The sequence below is a fragment of the Streptomyces poriticola genome (assembly GCF_036689765.1).
GTDB classification, from domain to species: Bacteria; Actinomycetota; Actinomycetes; order Streptomycetales; family Streptomycetaceae; genus Streptomyces; species Streptomyces poriticola.
On sequence record NZ_JBAGKH010000013.1, the window covers coordinates 60,862 to 86,307 of the forward strand.

21 protein-coding genes and 2 pseudogenes are annotated in these 25,446 nt (G+C 72.1%); 10 read left to right on the forward strand and 13 right to left on the reverse strand.

From position 1 onward, the window contains the following. Positions 1-69: 69 nt before the first annotated feature. The 5 genes and pseudogenes from V5O46_RS18475 to V5O46_RS18495 all read left to right on the forward strand — a co-directional run bounded on the left by V5O46_RS18475 (position 70) and on the right by V5O46_RS18495 (position 3,409). Complete coding sequence (locus tag V5O46_RS18475) at positions 70-1,197, forward strand: DUF4190 domain-containing protein (protein WP_332885713.1); 1,128 nt, start codon at positions 70-72, stop codon at positions 1,195-1,197. Between the two features lie 147 nt (positions 1,198-1,344). After that, complete coding sequence (locus tag V5O46_RS18480; RefSeq protein WP_332885714.1) at positions 1,345-2,097, forward strand: GntR family transcriptional regulator; 753 nt, start codon at positions 1,345-1,347, stop codon at positions 2,095-2,097. Between the two features lie 432 nt (positions 2,098-2,529). Next, a complete protein-coding gene (locus V5O46_RS18485) occupies positions 2,530-2,721 on the forward strand; it encodes an SPOR domain-containing protein (RefSeq protein WP_332885715.1) in 192 nt (63 codons plus the stop codon). A gap of 55 nt (positions 2,722-2,776) precedes the next feature. Next, a pseudogene (locus V5O46_RS18490) lies at positions 2,777-2,884 on the forward strand (DNA mismatch repair protein MutT); the annotation flags it as partial. Positions 2,885-3,007: 123 nt separating this feature from the next. Next, positions 3,008-3,409, forward strand: coding sequence for an NUDIX hydrolase (locus tag V5O46_RS18495; protein WP_332885784.1), 402 nt, complete (start codon positions 3,008-3,010; stop codon positions 3,407-3,409). A 34-nt stretch (positions 3,410-3,443) separates the two neighbouring features. Here V5O46_RS18495 and V5O46_RS18500 read toward each other — a convergent pair whose 3' ends face one another. From V5O46_RS18500 to V5O46_RS18520, 5 genes are all read right to left on the reverse strand, one after another. After that, positions 3,444-4,325 carry a GNAT family N-acetyltransferase gene (locus V5O46_RS18500; protein ID WP_332885716.1) on the reverse strand — a complete coding sequence of 294 codons (882 nt, stop codon included), beginning with the start codon at positions 4,323-4,325 and terminating at the stop codon, positions 3,444-3,446. A 51-nt stretch (positions 4,326-4,376) separates the two neighbouring features. Continuing rightward, the gene (locus tag V5O46_RS18505; RefSeq protein WP_332885717.1) at positions 4,377-4,811 is read right to left on the reverse strand and encodes a hypothetical protein; all 435 of its coding nucleotides are present in this window, start codon (positions 4,809-4,811) and stop codon (positions 4,377-4,379) included. Next, the gene (locus V5O46_RS18510; protein WP_332885718.1) at positions 4,808-6,931 is read right to left on the reverse strand and encodes an integrase; all 2,124 of its coding nucleotides are present in this window, start codon (positions 6,929-6,931) and stop codon (positions 4,808-4,810) included. The genes V5O46_RS18505 and V5O46_RS18510 overlap by 4 nt, the downstream gene beginning before the upstream one ends. Further along, entirely contained in the window at positions 6,928-8,700 is a 1,773-nt protein-coding gene (locus V5O46_RS18515) for a hypothetical protein (RefSeq protein ID WP_332885719.1), read from the reverse strand. Before V5O46_RS18515 ends, V5O46_RS18510 begins: the two co-directional genes overlap by 4 nt. 77 nt (positions 8,701-8,777) lie before the next feature. Further along, the gene (locus tag V5O46_RS18520) at positions 8,778-10,373 is read right to left on the reverse strand and encodes a site-specific integrase (protein WP_332885720.1); all 1,596 of its coding nucleotides are present in this window, start codon (positions 10,371-10,373) and stop codon (positions 8,778-8,780) included. A 59-nt stretch (positions 10,374-10,432) separates the two neighbouring features. Here V5O46_RS18520 and V5O46_RS18525 point away from each other — a divergent pair. From V5O46_RS18525 to V5O46_RS18535, 3 genes and pseudogenes are all read left to right on the forward strand, one after another. Further along, positions 10,433-10,780 (forward strand): annotated as a pseudogene (locus V5O46_RS18525) (NUDIX domain-containing protein); the annotation flags it as partial. 143 nt (positions 10,781-10,923) lie between these two features. Next, a complete protein-coding gene (locus V5O46_RS18530; RefSeq protein WP_332885721.1) occupies positions 10,924-11,352 on the forward strand; it encodes an ATP-binding protein in 429 nt (142 codons plus the stop codon). Between the two features lie 223 nt (positions 11,353-11,575). After that, the gene (locus V5O46_RS18535) at positions 11,576-14,197 is read left to right on the forward strand and encodes a SpoIIE family protein phosphatase (RefSeq protein ID WP_332885722.1); all 2,622 of its coding nucleotides are present in this window, start codon (positions 11,576-11,578) and stop codon (positions 14,195-14,197) included. 269 nt (positions 14,198-14,466) lie between these two features. Here the strand turns inward: V5O46_RS18535 and V5O46_RS18540 are convergent, their stop codons facing one another. Genes V5O46_RS18540 through V5O46_RS18550 form a run of 3 tightly spaced genes read right to left on the reverse strand, consistent with a single transcriptional unit; the run spans position 14,467 to position 16,739 of the window. After that, positions 14,467-14,988 carry a DUF1097 domain-containing protein gene (locus V5O46_RS18540; RefSeq protein ID WP_332885723.1) on the reverse strand — a complete coding sequence of 174 codons (522 nt, stop codon included), beginning with the start codon at positions 14,986-14,988 and terminating at the stop codon, positions 14,467-14,469. An 11-nt stretch (positions 14,989-14,999) separates the two neighbouring features. Beyond that, the gene (locus tag V5O46_RS18545) at positions 15,000-15,914 is read right to left on the reverse strand and encodes an SDR family oxidoreductase (RefSeq protein WP_332885724.1); all 915 of its coding nucleotides are present in this window, start codon (positions 15,912-15,914) and stop codon (positions 15,000-15,002) included. A 45-nt stretch (positions 15,915-15,959) separates the two neighbouring features. After that, on the reverse strand, positions 15,960-16,739 hold the full coding sequence (locus V5O46_RS18550; protein WP_332885725.1) for an SDR family oxidoreductase: 780 nt from the start codon (positions 16,737-16,739) through the stop codon (positions 15,960-15,962). Positions 16,740-16,936: 197 nt separating this feature from the next. Between V5O46_RS18550 and V5O46_RS18555 the strand changes: the two genes are divergently transcribed. Further along, positions 16,937-17,806, forward strand: coding sequence for a helix-turn-helix transcriptional regulator (locus V5O46_RS18555; protein WP_332885726.1), 870 nt, complete (start codon positions 16,937-16,939; stop codon positions 17,804-17,806). A 36-nt stretch (positions 17,807-17,842) separates the two neighbouring features. Here V5O46_RS18555 and V5O46_RS18560 read toward each other — a convergent pair whose 3' ends face one another. Next, on the reverse strand, positions 17,843-19,024 hold the full coding sequence (locus tag V5O46_RS18560; RefSeq protein ID WP_332885727.1) for a glycoside hydrolase family 18 protein: 1,182 nt from the start codon (positions 19,022-19,024) through the stop codon (positions 17,843-17,845). A 742-nt stretch (positions 19,025-19,766) separates the two neighbouring features. Between V5O46_RS18560 and V5O46_RS18565 the strand changes: the two genes are divergently transcribed. Then, positions 19,767-21,260 carry a hypothetical protein gene (locus tag V5O46_RS18565; RefSeq protein WP_332885728.1) on the forward strand — a complete coding sequence of 498 codons (1,494 nt, stop codon included), beginning with the start codon at positions 19,767-19,769 and terminating at the stop codon, positions 21,258-21,260. A 49-nt stretch (positions 21,261-21,309) separates the two neighbouring features. On the opposite strand, the gene V5O46_RS18570 is transcribed toward V5O46_RS18565, so the two are convergent. The 4 genes from V5O46_RS18570 to V5O46_RS18585 are packed head-to-tail and all read right to left on the reverse strand — an operon-like array spanning position 21,310 to position 25,276. After that, positions 21,310-22,086, reverse strand: a complete 777-nt coding sequence (locus V5O46_RS18570) for a succinate dehydrogenase/fumarate reductase iron-sulfur subunit (protein ID WP_332885729.1) — start codon at positions 22,084-22,086, stop codon at positions 21,310-21,312. Beyond that, the gene (locus tag V5O46_RS18575; protein WP_332885730.1) at positions 22,083-24,092 is read right to left on the reverse strand and encodes a fumarate reductase/succinate dehydrogenase flavoprotein subunit; all 2,010 of its coding nucleotides are present in this window, start codon (positions 24,090-24,092) and stop codon (positions 22,083-22,085) included. The genes V5O46_RS18570 and V5O46_RS18575 overlap by 4 nt, the downstream gene beginning before the upstream one ends. Before the next feature lie 34 nt (positions 24,093-24,126). Then, the gene (locus V5O46_RS18580; RefSeq protein ID WP_332885731.1) at positions 24,127-24,963 is read right to left on the reverse strand and encodes a hypothetical protein; all 837 of its coding nucleotides are present in this window, start codon (positions 24,961-24,963) and stop codon (positions 24,127-24,129) included. Between the two features lie 19 nt (positions 24,964-24,982). Further along, positions 24,983-25,276 (reverse strand): hypothetical protein, encoded by a 294-nt coding sequence (locus tag V5O46_RS18585; protein WP_332885732.1) that lies wholly within the window; start codon positions 25,274-25,276, stop codon positions 24,983-24,985. Positions 25,277-25,446: the final 170 nt, after the last annotated feature.

The window sequence follows — 25,446 nt, forward strand, 5'->3', positions numbered from 1 at the left end:
GTGCCCGTACGGCAGTCCCGCCGGAGCCGCTGGGCCCGGCGCGTCCCCCGAGTCAGGAGCACGGTACCCGTGTCCATACCGCCGCCGCCCGCCGGTCCGCACCCGCCGTACCCGTCGTACGCCCAGGCCCCGCAGCAGTACCCGGGGTGGCCGCAGCGGCCGCCGGTCAACGGCATCGCCATCGCCGCGTTCGTCCTGGGTCTGCTGTGCTTCGTGCCGGCCGCCGGCCTGGTGCTGGGGCTGGTCGCGCTGGCCCGGATCCGGAAGAAGGGCGAGCGCGGCAAGGGGTTCGCCGTCGCCGGAAGCGTCCTGTCGTCGGTGGGGCTGGCGCTGTGGCTGCTGATGTTCACCACGGGTGCCGCCGCGGACTTCTGGCAGGGCTTCAAGGACGGTGTACGCGGCGAGGGCACGGCGTTCGCGCTGCAGGTGGGCCAGTGCTTCGACGAGCCGGGCGGCTCGCTGGAGGGGGTGACCTACGACGTCGACGAGGTGCCGTGCGAGAAGCCGCACCAGGGCGAGGTGTTCGCCGCCTTCGACCTGGACGACGGGCGGTTCCCCGGGTACGACGCGATCGCGCGGACCGCGGAGGAGCGGTGCCCCGAGCTGCAGAGCGACTACGCCATGGACTCCTGGGCGGTCCCGGAGCACGTCGCCGTCTACCACTTCACGCCGACGAAGGACAGCTGGGCGTTCGGCGACCGGGAGGTGACCTGCGTGTTCGGCCACACCGACGAGGGGAGCCGGCTGACCGGGTCGCTGCGCCGCGACGCCCACACCCTCGACCCGCACCAGATCGCCTACCTGGAGGCGGCCAGGGTCCTCAACACTGCCATGGAGTCGGAGCCGATGACCGAGTACGTCGAGGACGACCTGCCCGGCCACCGGGCCTGGGCGGACCGCATGACGGACGCGCTCACCGAGCAGTCCGGGATGCTGCGCGCCCACACCTGGCCCGCCGCCGCCGAGCGGCCGGTCGCCGACCTGGCCGACGGGCTGGACAAGGCGCGCAAGGAGTGGGCGAAGGCCGCCGAGGCCACGGACGCCGACACCTTCTACACGCACTACGACCAGGGGTACGAGCTTCTCGATCCCACCACGACGGTCACCACGCGCAAGGCTCTGGGGCTGGCCACCGAGCCGCCGTCGTACCCGGTGGCCGGCGACGGCGGAGGGGACGGCTCCGGTCTCGACGTGTGACCGCGGCTATACCGGGGAGAAAGTGCCTGCGTAAAGGCCTCCAGCGGCCCATGTCATCACATCGAGTGATTCTCTGGCCTTCGCTTGCCGTGTCCAACCTAGGGTTGCCACTCTGTTGCTGTCTGTACAACCTGATGGGAGCGGCCAGTGACATTCGGTGAGCAGCCGGCGTATCTGCGTGTCGCGGGTGATCTCCGTAAGAAGATCGTCGACGGCCTGCTGCCGCCCCACACCCGTCTCCCCTCCCAGGCCCGGATCCGCCAGGAGTACGGCGTCTCGGACACCGTCGCGCTGGAGGCGCGCAAGGTGCTCATGGCCGAGGGGCTGGTGGAGGGCCGCTCCGGCTCGGGGACCTATGTGCGCGAGCGCCCGGTGCCCCGCCCGATCGCCCGCTCCGGCTACCGTCCGGCCGGCGGAGCCACCCCGTTCCGCCAGGAGCAGGCCGACGGCGAGGTGCGCGGCACCTGGGAGTCGCGCAGCGAGCAGGCCGAGGCGAGCGGCGCCGTCGCCGAGCGGCTCGGTGTCGGCCCGGGTGAGCGGGTCATGTGCACGCGGTACGTGTTCCGGGAGGGCGGCGAGCCGATGATGCTCTCCACCTCCTGGGAGCCGCTCGCGCTCACCGGCCGCACCCCCGTGATGCTGCCCGAGGAGGGCCCGCTCGGCGGCATGGGCGTCGTCGAGCGGATGGCCGCCATCGACGTCGTCGTGGACAACGTCACCGAGGAGGTCGGCGCCCGCCCCGGCCTCGCGGAGGAGCTGCTCGCCCTCGGCGGTGTCCCCGGCCATGTGGTCCTGGTGGTCCAGCGCACCTTCTACGCCTCCGGCCGCCCCGTCGAGACGGCCGACGTGGTCGTCCCCGCCGACCGGTACCGGGTGGCGTACCACCTCCCCGTGAGATAGCCCCGCCGCCGTGAAGTAGCCCTGCTCCCACGTGACATGGCCCGCCCCTCGGGGAGTGGAGGCGGACAGCGGCGGCGCGGACAGCGGCGGTGCGGGCAGCGGCGGTTGTGAGATGGCGCACGCCTCCTGTGCGCCTCCCCGTGATCCCCCGGCCGCGGCGGGCCCCGGCGGCCGTCCGGACCGGCGCGGCGATCCGGCCGTTCTCCCAGGTCGTCCTCCAGGTCCCCGGTATGCCTCTGACCGGAGACATCGGCGCGCAGGGCGGCGCGTTCCGTACCGTGCGCCCCCTGCGTTTCGGCTGGTTGCGTACCTCTTTGTGTAAAGGCGTGTTCGCTGCGTAAAGGTAGGGCGTAGGCTCGGGCATATGCGGATTGCGGTTTCCTTACCGGGTGGGGCGCGGCACATGCCGTGGGCAGGAAAGGGAGGGGCGCGATGAACGACGGCACGGTCACTCTGGTCTGGCAGGTAGTCCGGCAGGACGACAACGGCAACCGCTATCGCGTGGGCAGGTACGCGACCCGGGCCGAGGCCCAGCGGATCGCCGACAGCCTCGACGACCGCGGACACCAACAGCTCTACTGGGTCGAGAGGATCGGCCAGAACGGCACGGGCGGGGACGGCTGACCGCGCCGGCGCGGTCCGGAGAGCACGTTCTGAGCCAGGCTCTAGGCTCGTGCTCATGACGGAACGGATCGTGGTGGGCGCCGCCCTGTACGACGCGGGCCGGCTGCTGGCCGCCCGGCGCAGCGCGCCGGCCGAGCTCGCCGGACGCTGGGAACTGCCCGGCGTTCATTAGGCAAGTCGGTTGTCGGGACGGGGCGTGTCGGCAGGGGGTCGGCCAAGCTCGTCGGTTCACTCCGCCTCGGTAGGGTTCTTTCTTGGCCAGGTTCGGACGAGAGGGAAGAGAGCGCTGCCGGTGCTGATCGACACGGTCGCCTGGGTACGGATCGAGGACGGTCGGATCCTGTGCGCCCGTCCACGGGGCAAGGATGTCTTCTACATCCCTGGTGGCAAGCGCGAGGGCGCGGAGAGCGACCTGGAGACCCTGGTGCGTGAGATCAAGGAAGAGCTCACGGTCTCCCTCGACACGGAGACCGTGGTTCACGTGGGCACGTACGAGGCCGGGGCCCCCGATTCCCCGGATGGCGTCACCGTGCGCATGGCCTGCTACACCGCCGAACACCACGGGGAATTGGTCCCCAGCAGTGAGATCGACGAGGTGGGTTGGTTCTCGTACGGCGATCGCGACCAGGTACCGCCGGTGGACCAGCTCCTCTTCGACGACCTTCACGCGGCCGGGCGGCTGACGTGACGGCCGCTCCCGCGCGGGGGCGGCCGGAGCTCACTCAGAGGAAGTGGCCGCTGGCCAGGTAGGGCGAGGGCTCCGCCATGCCGCGCAGTGCGAGATATCCCTCCTGGCCGATGTCCAGGCGGGCGGCGAGGCCGACGTCCACCGCCCAGTGATTGGCGGAGGTGATGCAGTTGACGAGGGTTGGCCCCCGCGACGCGGCCAGTGCTTCCCACAGCAGTCTCTGGGCGGTCTCCGGATCCGCGGCGGCCAGGAGGGCGGGACGCCCCTGGTCCGGGTCGATGTAGACGTAGCCGTGTCGGCCGGAGGCACGGGAGACCACGAGCCGCAAGGACTTCCGCATGAAGGTGTGGTCCGGGCCGTGGCCTGACCCGCGCAGCTCGTGGTCCAGCCGGTCCATCCATTCCTGGTCCTCCGCACCCCCCTCATGGAGGCCGCTGACCTTCGGGATGGTGGACCGGTCGACCACGCCCACCATCCTCATCTGCGGATACAGGAAGAAATCGGCCAGGCGGTAGCGCCGGGTCGCGGCGGGGTGCACCGTCGACGAGAACAGCCCTGGACGCTCCTGCGCGTGAGCCAGAACGGCATCCATGAGTCGGCTCCCGACCCCCTTGCCCTGCCGGTCCGGGAGCACGCCGTAGGTGGCGAGGTACCAGAGTGGCCCTCGATTCTGCGAGATGGCGAAACCGACGACGTCACCGGAATCCTCGGCGACCCAGCATCCCCCCGGATCGATGGAGAGGAAGAACCGCATCCGCTTGATCCACTGGCGTGAGGCTTCAGCGGATCTTGGTTCCGGCTCGGGTTCGTTGACCCGCCTGGTGAGCCGGTCACCTGCCAAGAAGGTCACTGCGGATACGTGCTCCGCCGCGGTCAGGTCGTCCTCGCGCATCGGTCTGATCCGTACGGATTCCATGGCCGCAGAGTAGGGAGGAGGGGGATGACACGCACGCAAATTTCACCGGTGCTACCGCCCGGCAGCGGGGCGGCGACGAGGGGGCAGGGAGACCACTCGCGCTGGGCCGTCGCCCTCGCGGACGGCATGCAGTTCCAGATCGAGTTCGCCGACCAGTCGGCGCAGGGCCGCCGTTGTCTCGCGCTCTCTGGCCAGTGCGGACGCGGTCTCAGCCAGCTTCTGTTTCAGCTGGGCGTTCTCTTCGGCGAGGGATCGGGCGAGGGCGGGGGTGTGGTTCTGGGCCCGCGCCCGTGCCTGGAACTCCTCGGCGAGGTCCTTGTGGTCGCCGTAGACGACGTCCCGGCGCAGACCGGACTCGCGCAGCAACTCCGTGACGGTCAGGCGGCCGGACTCAGAGCGCAGCGGAGTGCCGTCGAGGAGGCGGTCGGCGGCAGCCCGCAGAACAGCGCGTTCGGTGTCAGGGTCGCGTGGTCGGCGGGTGGTCATGCCGGTACTCCTTCGGCGTCGGGGTGTTCGTGGCGGCGGATGAGAGCGGCGACCCGCTCGGCACGGTCTGCGGCCCGGTCGCGCAGAGGCTGGGGCGCCAGCGGGTTTTCCCTGGTCGAAACCAAGTCCTGGAGCTCCCTCTTGCGGCTGGCGATGTCTCGGTCCGTGAAGGCCAGGTTCGTGCAGGTGGAGCGGCACTCGCCCTCGTCCGGCCCCGAGGGCTCGGGCAGTTCCTGGGCGAGGCGGGCTGCACGGCAGGCCGCTGTCTCGGGCCGCCATACGCAGGTCATGCCCTCGCCGTGGTGAACCTGAGGGTCGGTGCTGGCCAGGAGGCGTGCGGCGTTGCGCGGGCTGACCACCGTACGGCCGGGAAAGTGGGCCGCTTCGGTAACCCTCCGGCGGTATGCGTCGGCGGACGGCCCGCTGACGTGTTCGCCTGCCTCCAGACGCTGTACGTCCTCGTTGATCTGCTCCAGGACGAGTTCGAGTTTCTCCACCGCGACGTCCTGCAGCCACTCGGTGTCCGGGGCGCCCGCGTAGTTGAGCGTCACCTTGGTGTCGACGCGCCCGTACTGAAGCGCCGCGGCGATCAGGCCGCGCGGGCGGCGGACGATGAAGCGGGCCAGGGTACGGCGGAAGCGGCTGGCATTGAGGTTCCCGGCCGGGTCCTCCGGGATGGGGTCGCTGCCGTCGGCGCGGCGGAAGTGCTGGTTCACCCAGGCGGCGAAGTCGGCGATGTCGCGGTTGATGGAGTGGCAGGTGCGGGCGTGAGTGGTGGATGAGCGGAGCGTGCCCGCGTAGAGCTGGGCGGGGAAGAGATAGGGCTGGTCGTGCAGGGATTCCAGCAGGGCGATGGCCTCGTGTACGACGCCGACCACCACCCAGGGGCGCTCGGGCTCGGCCTTTCCCGGCGCGTCCGGGGTGCGGTCAAAGCCTTTGCCCCGATATCCGTTGACGACGAGTTGCCCGGTTGTCTCGTCCACCCCGCGGCAGCCACGGCGCAGCGCGAGCACCTCGCCCGGGCGCATACCGGACAGGTAGCAGATGATGATGAACAGGGCGGCTCCCAGGCGACGCCACAGGCCGGGCAGTTCGGCGATGCTGACGGGGGTGTCGCACCAGGGGCGTCCCTGGATCTGGCCGTTGATGGTGCCCACGGTGCTGTCGGGGGCGACGGGCAGGCCCTGCTGGGCCAGCCAGCGCTTCTGGGCAGGGCTGAACTGGCTCTTGCCGTCCAGGCCGACGAGGCGCAGGACGTGACCGTAGTTGATCTGCGGTCTGTCCGGGCCGGGCTTGCCAGGAAGAGCGTTGCCGTTGCGTCGGCAGTTCTCCGCGTAGGTGTGCAAGCGGGGCCCGGGGCCGCCGGAGTAGATCGACTGCGATGGGTGCTCACCATGGCTGAGCAAGGTGTACTCGTGCCAGGCGTTGCGGACATCCGGTCCGATCTGTTCCAGCATCAACAGGGACCACGCCAGCAGTGCCTCCATGGTCGCCTCACGGATGCGGGGACGCTTGTTCTCGCCTTGTCTCGCTCTGAAGCCGACGAGCTCGTTGGCAGTCCGCCCGTGCCAGGGAAAGCCACTCACGAGGCGGCAGGGAGCGGGGAGGAAGGGGCGGAAGAGCCACACGGTCCGCACCGCGCACAAGGCATCCGCCTTGCGCACCGGCGACTTGTCCAGCGCGTTGACGTGCCGTAGGTAGATGCCCAGGTCGCGGTCGGTCACGTCGGCGATGCGTCCGAGGCTCTGTCCGTGCATCCAGTGCGCGAAGAGTTGGAGATCGCAGGCCAGAGTGGAGAATGAGCCGATGCCGATCTGCTGCCCCGGGCGCTGGCGTCCTCCTGGTTCGACCGGCAGCGGGTGATCGAGGGCGGCCAGCATGACGGCCCGGAACTGCCGGCGCAGGGGCTCGGGGAAGGCCAGGAAGTTGACGTTGGCGACCGAGACGTGTGGGTCTCGGTGCGCCGGGCGGATGTGCCAGACGTCGTCGCCGAAGCGCGAGAGGCGGGCCGTCTCGGTGCCGATCCGGACGGACCGGCTACGCAGCACCGGCACCTGATCATCCGGCCAGGTGACAGGGGGTGCTTCGCGCGGTACGGGGAGGTGGGCGGGAGTGCTCATCGCAGGTCGGTCCGTCCTTCGAGCAGGGCGTCGATCAGCAGGAGTTGGCTTGGGGTGACCGAGGAGCGGGCGCGTTCGCGTTCGGCTGCGCCGTAGTGGCCAAGGATGTCGTCCAGCCTGGCGAGCGGCCCGGCGTAGCGCGCCTGCCACAGCTGCGGATCGAGATTGAACCGCAGCGCGGTCAGCCGGTCGTACAGCACGGTCTGGACCGGCAGATGGTGCGGCAGTGCGCGGGCGTTCACGCAGTTCAGGCAGCCGCTCAGGAACGAGGCCGGGCATGCTTGCCCGATCGGCGCGTGCGGGCTGTTGAGGTGATCGCGGCAGGCGACGACAGCGGTGTCCTGCTCGCCCGCCATCATGTTCTTCAGCGTCTGCGGGGCGAGTCCGGCCTCGGCGGCAGCCGCCTCAAGGTCTTGGGCGGCGAACTCCAGCAGACGGGATGGCAGGACGACGACGCCTGCCATCGCACGTGCCTTGCCGACTTCCTCCACGAGCGCCTCGGCGACCACCTTCTGGCTCTGCTCGCGCACGGTCTCGCTGCGCCGCAGGTAGTGGTCCCGAAGAGTGTTCCGGGTGTGCGACACAGGTCGACGCTGGACCTCCAGAGCGGTCTGGCGGACGCGGCGTACGTCGATGCCGGGCAGCCCGCCCTGGCCTTCGTGGTTGACGGGCGGAAATCCCCGGGTCCGGGCCCACCGTTCGACCCGGATCTCCTGAGACCAGAGTGAGGCCCGCCCGGCCGGGTTCGACAGCCTGCGGTGGACGAAGGCTCCCGTCAGGCCGCTGATCAGCCGGGCCGGCGCCGTCAGCTCCAGGAGCAGTTCGTAGACGCGCAGCGGTGAATGGAACAGCGGCTCGCTTCCGTACGCCCGTTCAAGCACGGACCGGAGGGACACCGGGAGATCCTCCACGGCGACGACACGGTGCTCACGGTCCGGGCCACGTCGGGGTTTGCGCTGCTCCACCAGCGCAACGGGCAGGTTCTCCGAAGCACCGTCCGGCCGACGATGCAGGGCGGGCCACCTGGCGACAGTGCCCACGTTCTCCGCCGTCAGGGCGGCCAGCAGCAGGGCGAAAGCGCTGGCCTCCTGCTGAGACAGCGTCAGCATGCGCACCACGGCGGTCACGCCGCCGCACCGCTTCACGATGTCGGTACCGCCGCCGTCGCTCTGCCGGGGAAGGTCGCCGGTCCGCATGAGACAGTCCAGCAGGAGACCCAGTTCAGCGGCGCGGGTGCCTTCTTCCAGGTCGCCAGCACGGAAGCGATCGAGGAGCCGGATCCCGGACCGGATCCGATCGCGGCACAGCCGTACGTCGCGTCGCAGCACGGTCATGACTTGCTGCCATTCGAGCTCGGAGTAGGCCGTGACCTGATCCGACACCTTCTTCGTGGCGACTCTGGTGCCGAACAACTCGCGCCGCGCCGCCTCTGGGAGGTCCGTACGGTCGCGCAGGACGACGCGCAGGCGCTGTACACAGGTCCGCTGGGCCTGCGGATCCGGGAACAGAGAGCGGAGCGCCTTCATGTGGACGGCGCCGATGTCCGAGGGGAGAGCCGGCGGTTGTTCACAGGAACCGAGCGCCCTGGCGAAATCACGGACTGTCTGGAAGCTGCTGCGGAAGGACTTGGCGCGCTTCACGCCGCTGCGTGGTCCGGCCCGTTCGGCCAGGACTTCCACCAGCCATCGCCGTACCGGTTCCGTGACCGGCAGATCCGAGCAGTCGAACCGGACGGCCCGGCCGGTGCCCTCCTCGTGGAAGATGACCACGGCACCCGAAGTTCCCTCAGGCAGCCGCTCCGGAGGCGACCAGCCGGGGGCAGGCAGCGAAGCCCGTCGACCGCCCCTCATTGCGGCGCCCTCGCTGCGGCGACCGGGCCCACTACGGAACCGCCGTGCCGGGCGAAGATCCGTACCAATGTGTCCACGCCTGCCTTTTCGTCGTCGTCGAGCAGTGCCACCAGGTAGGAGATCTGCAACCCGGTGAAGGGCTCCAGGTAGTGCTCCCGAGTGGTGTCCGGGTGGCGGTGCCCGAGCAGGACGGCGAGCTGGAGCCAGATGTCGCCGAGCTGGTCGCGGAAGTCCTCGATCTCGTCGGGGGAGAAACCCTCGATGCGGCGCTCCTCCAGCAGCGAAAGGATCGAGAACCATTTCAATGCGAAGGAGTGTCGGCACATGTGGGGCGTCATCCACAGCGGGCACTCGCGCCGCAGCTGCTCGCGTTGTGCCTCGTCCAGTCGCCCTTGCGGATCGTCCTTCAACAACCACGCGTCGGCGATCCGCCGGTTCGCCGCGTCGAAGGTGTCCTCCCAGCTGTGAGGCTTCTTCGGCAATCCGTTCACCGACAACCACACCCACAGCGGTTCGAGGCCCTGCGGGGTACGGCGGAACAGCAGACGTCGGTCGTCCGGCGAGAGCCCGTCCAGCGCCACCGGCTGGGAGCCGTCGGCCGAGGCGACGTACACCTGCCGGGTGCGGGGATCGTGGCCGGTGACGATACGTACCCCGTGCAGCCGCTCGTAGCGCCCCTGCTGCTGCGCGCGGCGGACGACCTCCGTCCTGGACCCCTCCAGTGGATCCAGGTACCCCTCGACGGACTGCAGCACCCGCCGGGGAATCCAGTACGTACGCCCCTCCCTCCCGCCCTTGATGCACTTCGCCGCGAGCCACGCGGTCCCCATCCGCTCGCTGCCAGCGGCGGGAAGCTCGACGTCGAGGATGCTGGCCCACTCGCGCAGTCGGAGCCCGGTCCCGTACAGGCCGTCGACGAAGGCGGTGTCCCGGTCCTCGTTGAAGCCTGCTCGGTAAGAGGGACGACGCAGTTCGTCGAAGCCGTATCCACGCAGGCCGATGTCCCGCCATTGCTCCAGGGCATCCCGTAGCAACCACTTGACCTGCCGGTTCGTCGACCCTGCCGGACGCAGCGGGTCTCGTCGTGCCCGGCCGTACGCCTGCCGGGCCGGCGCCTCCTCGTCGGCGCGCACGGTTGCGACCGGGTTCGTGATGCCGAATCGGGAGCTTGCCCAGGTGTAGAAGCTGTTGAGCCCTGCACGGTCGGTGTCGAAGGAGGTGGCCTTCACACGCTCCTCGTTGCGTGCGTCGGTAATGCGCCAGTCCTTGAACGCCTCGACGTCGCGCACAGTGGCCCGGTCCCACGTGGCGCCGATGGCATCGAGGAAGTCGAGCCACACCACGAGCGTGTACGCGTAGCGCCGCCAGGTCCCCGGCTGGGACGTCGCCATCCGCCCCTCTCGGAAGAAGAGGTTGATGCGGGTGTCCGGGCGGCCCGACGGCGACAGGACGACGGGTGTGCCGTGACGGGCTCCGTTGCGGATGGCCCTGGCGTGTAGGTCTCCGAAGTCAGGAAGCCCAGGGTCTTCGGTGACAGGCGGTGGGGCGGTGAAGTCGTAGAAGTCGACGGTCCAGTGTTCCAGGACGTTCATGTGCACAGCTCCGTGCATGGAGAGTAGCGAACCAACAGCAGAGAGTAGCCTAGAGAACCGGCGGCAAGGTCGAGGAGGGCGAGGCACCCGACGCCGCCCTCGTGCGCGAACTGCGCGAGGAACTCGGCGCCGAGACCGCGGCCGGAGAGCGGGTCCGGGGGCAGTGGCCGCTGCGCGCCCCGTACGTCCTGCAGGTGTGGACCGCCCGGCTGCTCCCCGGATCGCCCGCGCCCCGGCCGCTCCAGGACCATGACGCGCTGCGCTGGCTGACACCCGCCGAGATCTGGGACGTGCACTGGCTCGACCAGGACGTGTCCGCCGTCCGCGCGGTCGTCGGCCACCTCACCCGCTCCGGTCACCTGGGCGACTCCGGCCGCCTCCGCCGGGAGACCGCACCCGGAGCATGACACGGCGCACGGGAGCGCGTCCCGTACGGCGAGCCCGGCGCGAGCAACCCGTACGCCGTTCGTGCCACAGTGCGCCGCCCCATGCGGTACCCCGACCCGGATATCGGGTATGTGCCCATTAACCCCATGAAACCGGACATGGAGTGGGCCCGCTGGCCGGGGAAGTGATCGGCGTGATCGAGACCGACGGCGACTGCGCCGAGTGGACCTTTCCCGCGGAGCCGGACGCCGTACGGACCGCCCGCTCGCTGGTCCGCGGCCGGCTGCGCGGCTGGGGGCTCGAGGCGGTCGGCGACATCGCCGCGCTGCTCGTCAGCGAACTGGTCACCAACGCCCTGCGGCACGCCACCGGCCCCATCGGTGTCCGGCTGGTGCGCCCCTCCGGGGTCAACGGCGTGCTCCGCGTGGAGGTCTCCGACCCGCTGCCCGACCCGCCCCGGGAACGCGTCGCCCACCTCGAGGACGAGAGCGGCCGGGGGCTGCAGTTGCTCGCCTCCTCCGCCCGCCGCTGGGGGACCCGGCCGGGCGAGACCGGAAAGACGGTGTGGTTCGAACTCGCCGTGCCCCGTTGACGCCCCCGCGGCATCGGCCGACAACCATTGTCCGCAACCGTGATTCGAGGGCGTGTCCGCTGGTTAGAAGACTGGAAGTGTTGCCACGGTCCGGTCTGAAAACCATCGGGACCGTGCTGTGATCGTGAACACCGTGTTGCGCGGCGTCGTAGTGCTGGATACTGCGGGCAGCCGCCTTTCGGTGACCGGTGCCGAACGCGGTGAGCTGGAGGGGACGGTTCGCGTGAGCGAGATACCAGCGAGGGCCACGGAGTCCGACGGCATGTCGGCCCAGGACGCGACGTGGCAGAGCAACCCGCCCGGCTCCATCTACGACTACATCAAGGTCGCGTCCTTCTCCATCGGCCCCGACGGCCTCGTCGACCAGTGGAGCCGGCGCGCCGAGCAGCTCCTGGGGATCAGCGCCGAACGCGCGGTCGGAGCGGATCCGATCGAGGTCCTCATCGACCCCGACCTCCGCGAGCACGGTCAGCGCAAGATGGCCGAGATACTCGACGGACGCGAGTGGACCGGAGTGATCCCCGTCCGGCTGCCGTCCGACCCGCCCTGCGAGCGCGGGGAGAACGGCGAGTACGGCGAGTACGCAGAGCGCGGAGGGAGCGCCGCCGGTGGGCGTGGGACCCGCGGCCTCGCCGAGGTCTACGTCATGCCGACCCGCACCGAGGACGGCGAGAAGGCCGCCGTCTGCATCGTCGTCGACGTCCGGACGCTGCGAAGCATCGAGACCGACCTCGCCGCCTCGCAGGCCATCTTCGGCCAGTCCCCCTTCGGCTTCCTGCTGATCGACACCGAACTGCGGGTGCGCCGCGCCAACGAACGGTTCGCCTCCGTCTTCGGCGGCACCCCGGACGACCACCGCGGCAAGGGCGTCCACGACTATCTGCCGCGCGGCGAGGCCGACCGGGTCGCGGCCACCCTGCGGCGGGTGCTGGAGACCGGCGACTCCATCACGGACATGCACATCACGGGCTACGTCCCGGACTCCGAGGAACGCCGCCACTGGTCCGTCAACCTCTACCGCGTACACAGCGGGACCGGCCGGCCCATCGGCGTCGCCTGGCTCGGCACCGACATCACCGCCCGCCGCGCCGCCGCCCGCGAGGCCGCCGCCGCCCGGCGGAACCTCGCCCTCCTCAACGAGGCCGGTGCCCGCATCGGCAACTCCCTCGACCTGGAGACCACCGCCCGTCAGCTCCTCGACGTCGTCGTCCCCGGCTTCTGCGACCTGGCCACCGTCGACCTCTACCAGGGACTCCTGGCCGGCGACGAGACCCCGCCCGGCCTCGCCGACGGCAGCGCCGAACTGCGCCGTGTCGCCTTCGCCAGCGCCGTGGCCGCCGCGCCGTTCCACGGCACCGGTGAGCAGATCGCCGTCGGCGCCGTCCACCACTACCCGTTCAACTCGCCCTGTGCGGACGCGCTGCGCACCGCGCGCCCGCGCAGCGTGCCCGCCGAGGACGGCGGGCTGGTGCAGTCCACGCTCGCCGTGCCCATGGTCGCCCACGACACCGTCGTCGGACTGGTGCAGTTCGCCCGGGTCAAGGGCAGCGAGCCGTTCGGCGACCGCGACCGGGACCTCGCCGTCGAACTGGCCGCGCGGGCCGCCGTCTACATCGACAACGCCCGGCTGTACCGGCGCGAGCACGAACGCGCCCTGATACTGCAGCGGTCCCTCCTCCCGCCCGGCGACCCGGAGGCCTCCGGCCTCGACATCGCCTGCCGCTATCTGCCCGGCAACGCGGCCACCGGCCGGCCCAGCGAGGTGGGCGGCGACTGGTTCGACGTCATCGAACTGCCCGGCCACCGCACCGCGCTGGTGGTCGGCGACGTCATGGGCCGCGGGCTGCGCGCCGCCGTCGCCATGGGCGAACTCCGCACCGCCGTCCGCACCCTGGCCCAGCTCGACCTCGAACCCGCCGAGGTGCTCTCCCACCTGGACGAGATCGCCCGCGGCCTCGGTGCCCCCGGGGGCGTCCAGCAGGCGACCCGCGCCGCCCGCCGCCCGCGCGAGGCCGACCTGTCCGAGGTCTACCTGGCGACCTGCGTCTACGCCGTCTACGACTCGGTGACCCGGCGCTGCACCTTCGCCAACGCCGGCCATCTGCCCCCCGTCCTGGTCGAGCCGGGCGAGACCGCGCTGATGCTGGACGTGCCGCCCGGCATGCCGCTCGGCGTCGGCGGGGAGCCCTTCGAGGAGGTCGAGGTCGAACTGCCGGAGGGCGCCCTGCTCGCGCTGTACACGGACGGCCTGGTGGAGAGCCGCGACCACCCCCTGGACGAGGGCCTGCAGGCGTTCGTCGGTGCGCTCCGGGATCCCGTGCGTCCCCTGGAGGACGTCTGCGACCACGTCCTCAACACCCTCGACACCCACCACGGCGAGGACGACATCGCGCTGCTGATGGCCCGCGTCCAGGGGCTGCCCGCGGAGTCCGTGGGCGACTGGACGCTGCCGCGCGAGCCGCGCAGTGTGGGCCGGGCCCGCGAGTTCGCGCGCGCCCAACTGCAGGGCTGGGACCTGGAGCCGCTGGTCGACACCACCGAACTCCTGGTCAGCGAGCTGGTCACCAACGCTCTGCGGTACGGCGAGGGCGAGATCAGACTTCGGCTGCTGCTCGACCGCACCCTGGTCTGCGAGGTCTGGGACTCCGGCCTGGTCCAGCCGCGCCGCCGCCGCGCCCGCGACACCGACGAGGGCGGCCGTGGCCTGCAGCTCGTCGGGCTGCTCAGCGCGGCCTGGGGCTCCCGTCGCACCCATCGCGGCAAGACGGTCTGGTTCGAACTCCCCCTCCCGGGCGGCGAGACCGGCCTGACCGACCCGGCGGAGGCGCTGCTCAGCCTCTTCTGAGCCGAAACCCGGCCCTGCCCGGCCGGCTCCCGAGCACTCCGCCGAGCCCGTCCCGGACGCCTGCGCGGAGCTGCTCGACGCCGCCCCGGGGGACGCCCGGCGGCTCGTCGGGCTGCTCCTCCAGAGGCTGTGGCGGCCGGGTCGGGGTGACGGCGGCGACGGCTGTCCGCTCTCGCGGGACCGCGATCCCGCGAGAGCGAATGCCGGTGCCTGGGGAACCGGTCCTGTCCGGCCCCGTCAAGTCACCCGCCCGGTGGGCGGATCCCTGCTCAGCCGGTGAGGCGGCGCTGAAGCTGCCCGCACAGCAAGGCTGCCGCGGCGCCGATTCCGGTGGCCTCCACCAGGACGATCGTCCCCTCCAGCCGGTCGCTCGCGTGCAGGGCGAAGGACCCGATGAGTCCGAGGAACCAGGCCACGGGGTTGTCCAGTACCGGGGCCGAGCGCAGGCCGACGACGAGCGTGGCCACCGCGAACACCGTGATCGGCAGGGCGGCCTGCCCGACGACGGGGGCCAGAGAGGCGATGGAGAGCTGCGCGGCTACGGCGAGCGCCAGACCGCACCAGAGGCAGACGACGGAGTACGCCCCCTGCCGGACGGAGGCGGGCCGGGTGAACCACGTCACCCATCCGACGAACATGGCCCACGGCGGCAGCCCTGCGAGCGCGACCAGGAACACCGCGACGGAGGCGACGGCGGCGGCGATCAGAGTGAAGCCGATGCCGCCGCCGTTGCCCGCCGCGGGTGTCGCGGCTGTGTCCGGGGTCAGGTCGGTGACGTGCGCGTGTGACATCGCAGGGCTCCTTACAGCGTGGCAGAGGCGGCGCTCACCGGGGTCACGGTGAGCAGGTCGGCGAGGTCGATCCGGGCGAGGAACTCGCGCCGGACGCGGTCGGCCACGCTCGAGACCTCCTCGGAGCCGTCGTCGACCGGGTCGACGGTGACCCGGTAGGGGCGCCCACCGGCCGGGAGGGCCACGAGGCGGGCGATCTCGGCGGAGACGAGGGAGGCGTCGGCTCCTTCGGGGGTGAGGCCGGCCAGCTTCTCGCCCACCTGGTCCATCAGGCCGGCGTACCTGGACTCGTAGGCCGCGGCGACGTCCGTGTCGGCCGGGCGGCCGGAGTGGGCGAAGTGGTTGGTGCCGCTGGTGAACACGCCGGGAACCACGATGGAGGTCTCCACACCCCAGCGGGCCAGCTCGCCCGCGTAGGAGACGGCAAGGGAGTCCATGGCGGCTTTGGCCGCGAAGTACGGAGCCAGGTAGGGGGGAGTGCCGCCCTTGACGCTGGTGCTGGAGACCCAGATCACCAGACCCCGGCCGGCCTTGCGCATGCTGGGCAGCGCGGCGCGGTTGACGCGCTGGGTGGACAGCACGTTCACGTCGTACAGCTCGGCCAGCTGCTCGGGCGTGAAGGCCTCGCTGGGGCCGGTGACCATGTGTCCGGCGTTGTGGACGAGGACGTCGATACGGCCGTGCTCGGCGACGATCCCGCCGATCGCCGCGTCGACGGAGTCCTGCGAGGAGACGTCGAGTTCGACGGGGCGCAGATCGACCCCGTACTGCCTGCTGTACTCGGATGCCGCCTCGACCTGCTGGGCGTTACGGGTGGTGGTCTGCCGCATGCCGGCGTAGACGGTGCTGCCGGTGTCGGCGAGGGCCCGGGCGGTCAGCGCGCCGAAGCCGCTGGACGCACCGGTGATCACAACAATGCTGCTCATGGCTTTGCTCTCCTCGGGGTGGAACCCGGATATCCGGGTGAGACGTCAGGCCAGGCCACCGTTGGTGTAGAGAACCTGGCCGTTGATCCAGCGGGCCGGGCCGGCCAGGAAAGCGACCGCTTCGGCGATGTCCTGCGGGGTGCCCAGACGCTCCAGCGGGGCCGCCCTGGACAGGTTGTCGATCGTGGCCTGGTCCTTGCCCTCCAGGAACAGCGGCGTGGCGGTGGGGCCGGGGGCCACGGCGTTGACCGTGATGTCCTTGCCGCGCAGCTCCCGGGCCAGGATGAGCGTCATGGCCTCCACCGCGCCCTTGCTCGCCGCGTAGGCCCCGTACGCCGGGAACCGGAGGCGGGTCACGGAGGAGGAGAAGTTGACGATCGCGCCGCCGGCCCGCACGCGGCGGGCCGCCTGCTGGGAAACCACGAAGGTGCCGCGGATGTTGGTGCGGTGCATCCGGTCGAGGTCGTCGAGGTCCAGGGTCGTGATCGGCGACAGCTCCATGACGCCGGCGGTGTGCACGACGACGTCGAGAGCGCCGAACTCCCGCTCCACCGCGTCGAAGGCGTCGGACATGGCGTGCTCGTCGGCGACGTCCCCGCCGACCGCCAGGGCCCGGCCGCCCGCGTGCGTCACCTCCGCGACCGTCTGCTCCGCCCTGGCCTTGTTGCCCGCGTAGTGCACGCCGACCGCGAAGCCGCCGCGCACCAGACGCTCGACGACCGCCCGGCCGATACCGCCGGAGCCGCCGGTGACCAGGGCGACACGGGGCCGGTCGGCACCGCGGGAGGACACGACGGGGCTCTTCGAAAACTCCTGGGATGACATGAGGCTCCTCGAGAAGGCGGGAATCGGAGGGCGCCACGACGACTGGATCGCGGAGCGAGATGCAGGGCTCGCCGTCGATGGCGCTCCTGACTGCCTCTTCAGCCTGAGCCGGGCCCCCGGGGCGAGCCAGGGCTCTCGCCACCCTGGGGTCGCCGCCCCCTGGCTCGGTCGCCTCAGCCCGCGCGAGGATGGGCGGCATGAAGCACGCCGAACTCGCCGCCTTCCTGCGGTCCCGCCGCGACCGGATCCGCCCGTCCGACGTCGGGCTGCCGGCCGGCCCCCGGCGGCGGGTGCCCGGTCTGCGGCGCGAGGAGGTCGCCCAACTGGCCGGCCTGTCCGCGGACTACTACACCGAGCTCGAACGCGGACGCGGCGCGCAGCCCTCCGCCCAGGTCCTGGCGGCCCTCGCCCGGACGCTGCGGCTCGACGGCGACGCCCGCGATCACCTCTTCCACCTCGCCGAGCGCCCCGTTCCGCCCACGGCCCACGGACCGGCCGCACACGTTCAGCCCGGACTGCTCGCCCTGCTGGACCGGCTCACCACCACGCCCGCCCAGGTCATCACCGACCTGCATGAGGTCCTCGTCCAGAACCCCCTGGCCGCCGCGCTCGTCGGCCGGCCCCCGGTGACACGAGGCCGCGAGGCGAGCTTCGTCCATCGCTGGTTCACCGATCCCGGCACCCGCACCGTCTATCCCGCCGAGGACCACCCCCACCACTCCCGGGTCTTCGTCGCCGACCTCCAGGCCGTCGCCGCCCGGCGTGGACGTGACACCGAGGTGAAACGGATGGTGGACGACCTGCGGAACCGCAGCCAGGAGTTCACCGCCCTCTGGGACACCCACGACGTCGCTCTCCGGCGGACCGACCACAAGCGCATCGCCCACCCGGCCCTGGGCGTCATCGAGCTGGACTGCCACAGCCTGTTCAGCGAGGACGGCTGCCAACGCCTGCTGTGGTTCACCGCCCCACCCGGCACCGAAGGCGCCGGCAAGCTGGAACTCCTCTCCGTCATCGGTACACAGGACATGGCCGACGCGGACGAATCCGGGCGGCTGCGAGCCTGACCAGAACCGGCGACGCAAGGCAAGGTGCGACATCCATCACGGACGTTCACCGGCGCGCTGGTCGACCCAGTCCTTCGTGTAGGCCGCCCAGTCGTCCTCCGTCGCCGCGAAGTCGATGTACAGGGCCACGCCGAAGCGGGCCCGGTCGGCGTCGGTGCGGGACAGTCCGAGCCGGACGCCGCGGACGGCGGCGGGGACGGTCTCGGCGTGGTTCCAGTGGCCGAAGCGGTTCTCGTGGAAGAAGGGCAGGCCCATCAGCAGCTGGGTGGTGGGCGGGGTGGCCTCCAGGGCGAGGGAGGTCTGCTGGGCGACGTAGCCGCCGTAGGTGGTCTCCAGGGGCTGCATGGTGTCGTACGACATGACGGCGATCTGGTCGACGCGGCGGGCGACCTGTCCGAAGAAGCCCTGGGACCACCACTTCGGGTGCCCGGTGAAGGTGCCCCAGACGGAGTGGAAGCCCGGCAGCGGGTCGATCTGGTGGGCGGCCACGGAGAGCAGGGCGCCGCGCTCCCGGGTGACGTCGCGCAGATGGTCGAGGAGGCCGAGGTAGTGGCGGTCGCCGGAGTGCAGCGGCTCCAGGTCGAGGTGGACGCCGTCGAAGCCCGCGTCCAGGACCTGCCGGGCGGAGCCGACGACGGCGGCCCGGGTGGCGGCGCGCTCCAGCCGCATGCCGTCGGGGCTCTCGGTGGCGAGGACGTGGCCGAGGAAGGCCTGGACACGGACCCCGGGGAGCTCCCGGTGGACGGCGTCGGTCAGCCAGCGCCCCCTCGGGTACTTCGACGCCGGCAGCGTGCCGTCGTGCTCCATGGGCCCGGAGTGGACGTACAGGTCGCGGATCCCGGTACCGCGCAGCCGACGTGCCAGGGCGGCGAGATCCGCGTCGTCCTTGCGCCCGTCGACCCAGGCGTGACCGAGCCAGAGCGCGTCCCGGTTCCTGGTGTACGTGCCGTCGGCGGGGTCGCCCGTGTAGTTGATCCGCAGGGCGGTCTCGGCGGCGAGCAGCGGAAGCAGCACGGCGAGGACGAGGCCGAGGGCACTGCGCCGGGCCCACGTCACCCACCGCCGGGGGCCCGCGGCGGCACCTCGGCCCCCCGGCGCCGTCTGCCCACCGGACCCCTCGCGACCGGCCGGGACGACGGCCGGCTCGAGGCTCGGCTCGGGGCTCGGCTCGGCGCCGGACGCGCCGGTCGGCGGCGCGGAAGCGGACGGGCCGGTCATCGGCGGCCCGGAGCCGGGTGCCCCGGGTGCCGAGGGACCGGGAGCCTCCAGGTCGGAGGGCCGCGGCCCGGGGACAGCCTCGGAAGCCGGCGAGCCGGCGGGTGACTCGGGAGCCGGCAGGTCGGTCGGCGGCGCGGAAGTGGACGGGCCGGTCGGCGGCGGCCCGGAGCCGGGTGCCCCGGGTGCCGGTCCCTCAGGAACCTTCACGTCCGCCAACCGCGGTCCGGAGCCGGCCCCCTCCGCAGCCGGCGAGCCGGCCGGCGACTCGGAAGCGGACGGCGCGGTCGGCGGCCCGGGAGCCGACGTCTCGCCGGGCGGCCCGGACGCGGGTGCCCCGGGAGCCGGTCGCTCGGGGACCGGTCCCTCGGGTGCGGGTGTCTCGGGAGCCGGCGATCCCGAGGCCGACGATCCCGAGGCCGGCGATCCCGAGGCCGACGGGGCCGTCCGCCCGTCAGGCACCGCGGACGGCCCCGTCGACGGCCCGTCGGACGGCCCCGCGGAGTCGTCCCGTGCCGGGTCCTGGTCCGGTCCCGTCCGTGTCTCCGGCTCGTTCATCGGCGTACCTCTCGTGTCGGCCACCCCCCTCCGGTCGCGATGCCGTGTTTCTGCTCATACGCTCCGGTATGTGACGCCATCCTTGATCCGGGGCCGGCCACGGACTGCCACCGGGCACTTCGCCGTGCGGGTGGCACACGTTGTGCTGGGGGGCGCGGCCGGGTTGGTGTGGTTGGTGTTGCCCGCGATGACGACGCCCACCGGGGGGCCGGTTCCGGTCAGGGACGCCGTCCCGGTGGCGAGCGCCCCCGCGCAGGACGACCCGGTGGACGACGGCACGGCCACCGCCGACCTGGTGCTGCCCCTGGTCGCGGTCGGCGCGGCGGCCGTGCTCGCCGGGTACGGCTACCTCCGCCGCACTCGGCGCGCCCGGACCCGTACCACTCCGGGCGGGGCGGAGGCCGGGTCGGCGGGTCCGCCGTACGACGGGCTCGACGCCCTGGACCGGCAGGCCGGAGCCGCGCTGACCGAGGCCGACGACTGCGTGCGCGCCTCCCGCGAGGAACTCGGTTTCGCCGGGGCGCTGCACGGCACCGGCGCCGTGGAACCGTTCGCGCGGGCGCTGCGGGAGGCGGAGTCCGAGCTGGCGGCAGCGTTCCGGATGCGGCAGCGCTACGACGACGGCGTCCCGGAGGAGCCCGCGGCCCGGCGGCACGCCCTGGCCGGGATCGTCGGCCGGTGCCAGGAAGCGGGCCGACGGCTGGACGCGGAGGCGGCCGGGTCCGACCGGCTGCGCGGCCTGGAGGCGGGCGTCGGACCGGCGCTTGCGCTCGCCGAGGCCCGCTTCCGGGAACTGACCGCCCGGACGGGGACGGCGCAGGGCGCTCTCGCGGACCTGGGCACCCGGTACCCGCCGTCCGCGACCGCCCCCGTTGCCGGGGCCGTCGAACAGGCCAAGGACAGGCTGGTGTTCGCCACCTCGCGGCTCAACCTCGCCCACCAGGCAGCCGATGCCGGGGACCTTCCGCGTGCGGCGGCGCAGTTGCGGGCCGCCGAGGGTGCGATCGCCCAGGCGGACGTCCTGCTGACCGGGGTGGAGCGGCGGGCCACCGCGCTGAGGGCCGCGGCCCGCCTGGTGCCGGCTGCGCTCACCGGCGCTGAGGCGGCCCTCGCCCGGGCCAGGCACCGGGTGGACGTCCCAGCGGCCGGGGCGGATCTCGACATGCCCGTCGGCGAGGCCCGGGTGCGGCTGCGGTACGCGGACGACGTGCTGGCGGCCGTGCGGGAGGAGCTGACGGGCGGCCCGTACGATCCGCTGGCCGCGCTGCGCCGGATCGTACGGGCCCTCGCGCCGACGCCCGCGCCCGAGACCGGCGTACTGTCCGCCGCCGCGCTGTTCGTCGCCCGGGACAGCACCGCCGCCGCGGCCGACACGGTCACGACGCACCGGGCGGCGGTGGGCGCCGCGGCGCGCACCCGGCTGGCGGAGGCCCAGCGGCTGCTCGGCGCGGGGCCGCCTGATGCGCCTGACCCGGTCGCCGCCGACGAGTTGGCCGGCCGGGCCCGGGAGCTGGCCGAGCAGGACGTACGGCTGTACGGCCACCCCGCAGCCGGTGCGGCCGGGGAGGAGAGCGGCGCGGCGGGTGCTCTGCTGGGCGGGGTGCTGCTGGGCAACGGTCCGGACGGCGGCCCGCCGCCGAGCTTCGGCGGCCCGGACACCCGCGCCCGACGCTCGGACTAGGCACCGGTCCAGGCGGGCCCGCCGGCCCCGCTGATCCGCCCTGCGGGCGTCAGGAGGCCGGGGACCTGCGGCGGATCTTGCTGCCGAGCCAGACGAGCGGGTCGTACTTGCGGTCCACGGCCCGCTCCTTCAACGGGATCAGGGCATTGTCCGTGATCCTGATGCCCTCGGGGCAGACCTCGGTGCAGCACTTGGTGATGTTGCAGTAGCCCAGGCCGTGTTCGTCCTGGGCGGTCCGGCTCCGGTCCAGTCCGGAACCGGCCGCGGAGTCCAGCGGGTGCATGTCCAGTTCGGCGACCCGCATCAGGAACCGCGGGCCCGCGAACGCCGGCTTGTTCTCCTCGTGGTCGCGGACCACATGGCAGGTGTCCTGGCACAGGAAGCACTCGATGCACTTGCGGAACTCCTGCGAGCGGTCCACGTCCTCCTGCATCATCCGGTACTCGCCGGGCCCCAGCCCGTCCGGCGGGACGAACGACGGGACCTCGCGGGCCTTGTCGTAGTTGAACCCGACGTCCGTCACCAGGTCCCGGACCACCGGGAACGCCCGCAGCGGGGTGACGGTGACCGTCTCCTCGCGGGTGAACACCGACATCCGGGTCATGCACAGCAGCCGGGGCCGGCCGTTGATCTCCGCGGAGCACGAACCGCACTTGCCTGCCTTGCAGTTCCAGCGCACGGCGAGATCCGGGGCCTGGGTGGCCTGGAGGCGGTGCACGATGTCGAGGACCACCTCGCCGTCGTTCACCTCGACGGTGAAGTCCTCGAGGCCGCCGCCCTCGGCGTCCCCCCGCCACACCTTGAAACGGGCCTCGTAGCTGCTCATTCGTACAGCTCCTCTTCGGCGAGGTACTTGACCAGCTCCTCCTTGTCGAAGAGGGCGAGCAGGTCCGGGCGGATGGGTTCGGTGGTCTGCCGCTCCAGGGCGATCCGGCCGCGCGCCGGTCCGGCCGCGGTACCGCTCTCCGGGGCGGCGGCCGTGTCGTCCGGGTCGGCCAGGGTGCACAGCAGATTGACGTTGCGCCAGGTGCGGTCCATCGACGGGTGGTCCTCGCGGGTGTGCCCGCCGCGCGACTCCGTGCGCTCCAGCGCGGCCCGCGCCACGCACTCGCTGACCAGCAGCATGTTCCGCAGATCCAGGGCGAGGTGCCAGCCCGGGTTGAACTGCCGGTGCCCCTCGACACCGGCCCGTCGGGACCGTGCCCGCAGCTCCGCCAGCTTCCGCAGGGCCTGCCGCATCTCCGGCTCCCGGCGGATGATGCCGACCAGGTCGTTCATCGTCTGCTGGAGCTCCTGGTGCAGGGTGTACGGGTTCTCCGGCGCGCCACCGGAGGGCGGCCCGACGGCTTCGGCCCCGGCTCCGGTCCCGGCAACGGCTCCGGTCCCGGCTCCGGCCTCGGCCTCGGCGGAGAACGGCCGCAGCGCCTCGGCGGCGGCGGCGTCGACCTGCGCGTCGTCCACCCGGGGCCGCGCCCCGGCCGCGCCCGCCGCGTGCTCGGCCGCGTACCGGCCCGCGCGGCGGCCGAACACCAGCAGGTCGGACAGCGAGTTGCCGCCGAGCCGGTTGGAGCCGTGCATCCCGCCGGCCACCTCACCGGCCGCGTACAGTCCCGGCACCCCGCGCGCGGCGGCCGTGTCCGAGTCCACGGCGATCCCGCCCATCACATAGTGGCAGGTCGGCCCGACCTCCATCGCCTCCGCGGTGATGTCGACGTCCGCCAGCTCCTTGAACTGGTGGTACATCGACGGCAGCCGACGCCTGACCACCTCGGCCGGCATCCGGGTCGACACGTCCAGGAACACCCCGCCGTGCGGGGAGCCCCGGCCCTCCTTCACCTCGGCGTTGATCGCCCGCGCCACCTCGTCCCGGGGCAGCAGCTCGGGCGGGCGGCGGTTGCGGTCCGGGTCGTCGTACCAGCGGTCGGCCTCGGCCTCCGACTCGGCGTACTTGTCCTTGAAGACGTCCGGGACGTAGTCGAACATGAACCGCCTGCCGTCGCTGTTGCGCAGCACGCCCCCGTCGCCGCGCACCGACTCGGTGACCAGGATGCCCTTCACCGACGGCGGCCAGACCATGCCCGTGGGGTGGAACTGCACGAACTCCATGTTCAGCAGTGGCGCCCCGGCCAGCAGGGCCAGCGCGTGCCCGTCGCCGGTGTACTCCCACGAGTTCGACGTCACCTTGAACGACTTGCCGATGCCGCCGGTGGCGATGACGACGGCGGGCGCCTCCAGGACGAGGAAGCGGCCGGACTCGCGCTCGTAGCCGAAGACCCCGGAGACGCGGTCGCCGGACTTGAGCACCCGCGTGACCGTGCACTCCTGGAAGACCTTCAGCCGGGACTCGTAGTCACCGGTCGCCCGGTGGTCTTCCTGCTGCAGCGCCACGATCTTCTGCTGCAGGGTGCGGATCAGCTCCAGTCCGGTGCGGTCGCCGACGTGCGCCAGGCGCGGGTACTCGTGGCCGCCGAAGTTGCGCTGCGAGATCCGGCCGTCCTTCGTACGGTCGAACAGGGCGCCCCAGGTCTCCAGCTCCCACACCCGCTCGGGCGCCTCCCGGGCGTGCAGCTCGGCCATCCGCCACTGGTTGAGGAACTTGCCGCCGCGCAGGGTGTCGCGGAAGTGGACCTGCCAGTTGTCACCGGCGTTGACGTTGCCCATGGCCGCGGCGATGCCGCCCTCGGCCATCACGGTGTGCGCCTTGCCGAACAGCGACTTGCAGATCACGGCCGTACGGGCGCCCCGCTCGCGCGCCTCGATGGCGGCGCGCAGGCCCGCGCCACCGGCCCCGACCACGACGACGTCCCACTCCTGTCGGTCGACCACGGACATGCAGTCAGTCCTCACTCGGTTGTCGGGCCAGCGGTCAGAAGAAGCGCGGGTCGTCGAAGACGCCGGACGCGACGAGGTAGACGTAGAAGTCGGCGAGCGCCACGCTCACCAGCGAGGCCCAGGCGAGCAGCATGTGCCGCTCGTTCAGCCTGCCCACGGCCCGCCACATGCGGTAGCGCACCGGGTGTCGGGAGAAGTGCTTCAGCTGCCCGCCGACGATGTGCCGGCAGGAGTGGCAGGACAGCGTGTACGCCCAGATGAGCGCGATGTTGGCCAGGAACACCAGCGTGCCCAGGCCCATGTGGCCCCACTCGTAGCTCTCGTCGCGGAACGCGAGCGCCGTGTCGTAGGTCAGGATGACCGCCACCACCAGCGCGGCGTAGAAGAAGTACCGGTGGATGTTCTGCAGGATCAGCGGGAAGCGGGTCTCACCGGTGTACTTCCGGTGCGGCTCGGCCACCGCGCAGGCCGGCGGGGACGCCCAGAAGCCGCGGTAGTAGGCCTTGCGGTAGTAGTAGCAGGTCAGGCGGAAGCCGAGCGGGAAGATCAGGATGATGATCGCGGGCGAGATCCCCCACCAGGAGCCGAAGATCTCCCAGTTGGGGCCGCCCCTCATCGGCTCGCAGTTCTCCGCCAGACAGGGGGAGTAGAACGGCGAGACGTACGGTGCCGCGTAGTAGTCGGCGTTCGCGAACGCCCGCCAGGTCGAGTAGACGACGAAGGCCAGCAGCCCGGCCGCGGTCGCGGCCGGGGCCAGCCACCAGCGGTCCGTCCGCAGGTGCGGGGCGGCGATGGCGGCGCGCGTCGGAGTGCGGACGCCGCCGCCTCGAGGATGGGGTTCTGTGGCGGGGGGTTCCGTACCAGTTGCCACGGGCGACTCCGGGTCGGGTTCAGGGGGCGTGGCGGTCGCGGGCGCCGAGGCCCTCGTCGTCCGAGTCCGTCCACAGCGAGAAGTCGTACGGAGCGTCGGAGATGGTGACGAGGTCGGGCCGCTTCTGCGTCTCGGGCGCGTCCGCGGAGGCCTCCCGCAGCAGCGCGACGCTCTCGCGCAGGTGGTCGGCGTCGGTGCGGACCCGGCGGATCTCCAGGCCGCCGCTGCCCAGCTGCTGTTCCAGCCGGCCCAGCGAGCGCCTCAGATCGTCGAGGCTGTGCTGCATCCTTGTCAGTTCGTCGTGCACGGACATGACGTGACCTCACTTCCGTCGGACACGGCCATGGGCCGGCCTTGGGCGGCGACGTTCATGCGCCTGCGAGTGTTGCGCGTCACACCGGGTGGTGGGAAGGGATGTGCACCGATTGGCTGAGGCCGGTCGGTGCATTCCCCGGTGCGTTGCGCCGCACGGGTGGGCTTACG

Bases quoted from the DNA above. Each gene is read 5' to 3' on its own strand.
- V5O46_RS18485 (WP_332885715.1), top strand. From the start codon at position 2,530: ATGAACGACGGCACGGTCACTCTGGTCTGGCAGGTAGTCCGGCAGGAC.
- V5O46_RS18500 (WP_332885716.1), bottom strand. From the start codon at position 4,325: ATGGAATCCGTACGGATCAGACCGATGCGCGAGGACGACCTGACCGCG.
- V5O46_RS18505 (WP_332885717.1), bottom strand. From the start codon at position 4,811: ATGACCACCCGCCGACCACGCGACCCTGACACCGAACGCGCTGTTCTG.
- V5O46_RS18510 (WP_332885718.1), bottom strand. From the start codon at position 6,931: ATGAGCACTCCCGCCCACCTCCCCGTACCGCGCGAAGCACCCCCTGTC.
- V5O46_RS18520 (WP_332885720.1), bottom strand. From the start codon at position 10,373: ATGAACGTCCTGGAACACTGGACCGTCGACTTCTACGACTTCACCGCC.
- V5O46_RS18540 (WP_332885723.1), bottom strand. From the start codon at position 14,988: ATGTCACACGCGCACGTCACCGACCTGACCCCGGACACAGCCGCGACA.
- V5O46_RS18545 (WP_332885724.1), bottom strand. From the start codon at position 15,914: ATGAGCAGCATTGTTGTGATCACCGGTGCGTCCAGCGGCTTCGGCGCG.
- V5O46_RS18550 (WP_332885725.1), bottom strand. From the start codon at position 16,739: ATGTCATCCCAGGAGTTTTCGAAGAGCCCCGTCGTGTCCTCCCGCGGT.
- V5O46_RS18555 (WP_332885726.1), top strand. From the start codon at position 16,937: ATGAAGCACGCCGAACTCGCCGCCTTCCTGCGGTCCCGCCGCGACCGG.
- V5O46_RS18560 (WP_332885727.1), bottom strand. From the start codon at position 19,024: ATGACCGGCCCGTCCGCTTCCGCGCCGCCGACCGGCGCGTCCGGCGCC.
- V5O46_RS18565 (WP_332885728.1), top strand. From the start codon at position 19,767: ATGACGACGCCCACCGGGGGGCCGGTTCCGGTCAGGGACGCCGTCCCG.
- V5O46_RS18570 (WP_332885729.1), bottom strand. From the start codon at position 22,086: ATGAGCAGCTACGAGGCCCGTTTCAAGGTGTGGCGGGGGGACGCCGAG.
- V5O46_RS18575 (WP_332885730.1), bottom strand. From the start codon at position 24,092: ATGTCCGTGGTCGACCGACAGGAGTGGGACGTCGTCGTGGTCGGGGCC.
- V5O46_RS18585 (WP_332885732.1), bottom strand. From the start codon at position 25,276: ATGTCCGTGCACGACGAACTGACAAGGATGCAGCACAGCCTCGACGAT.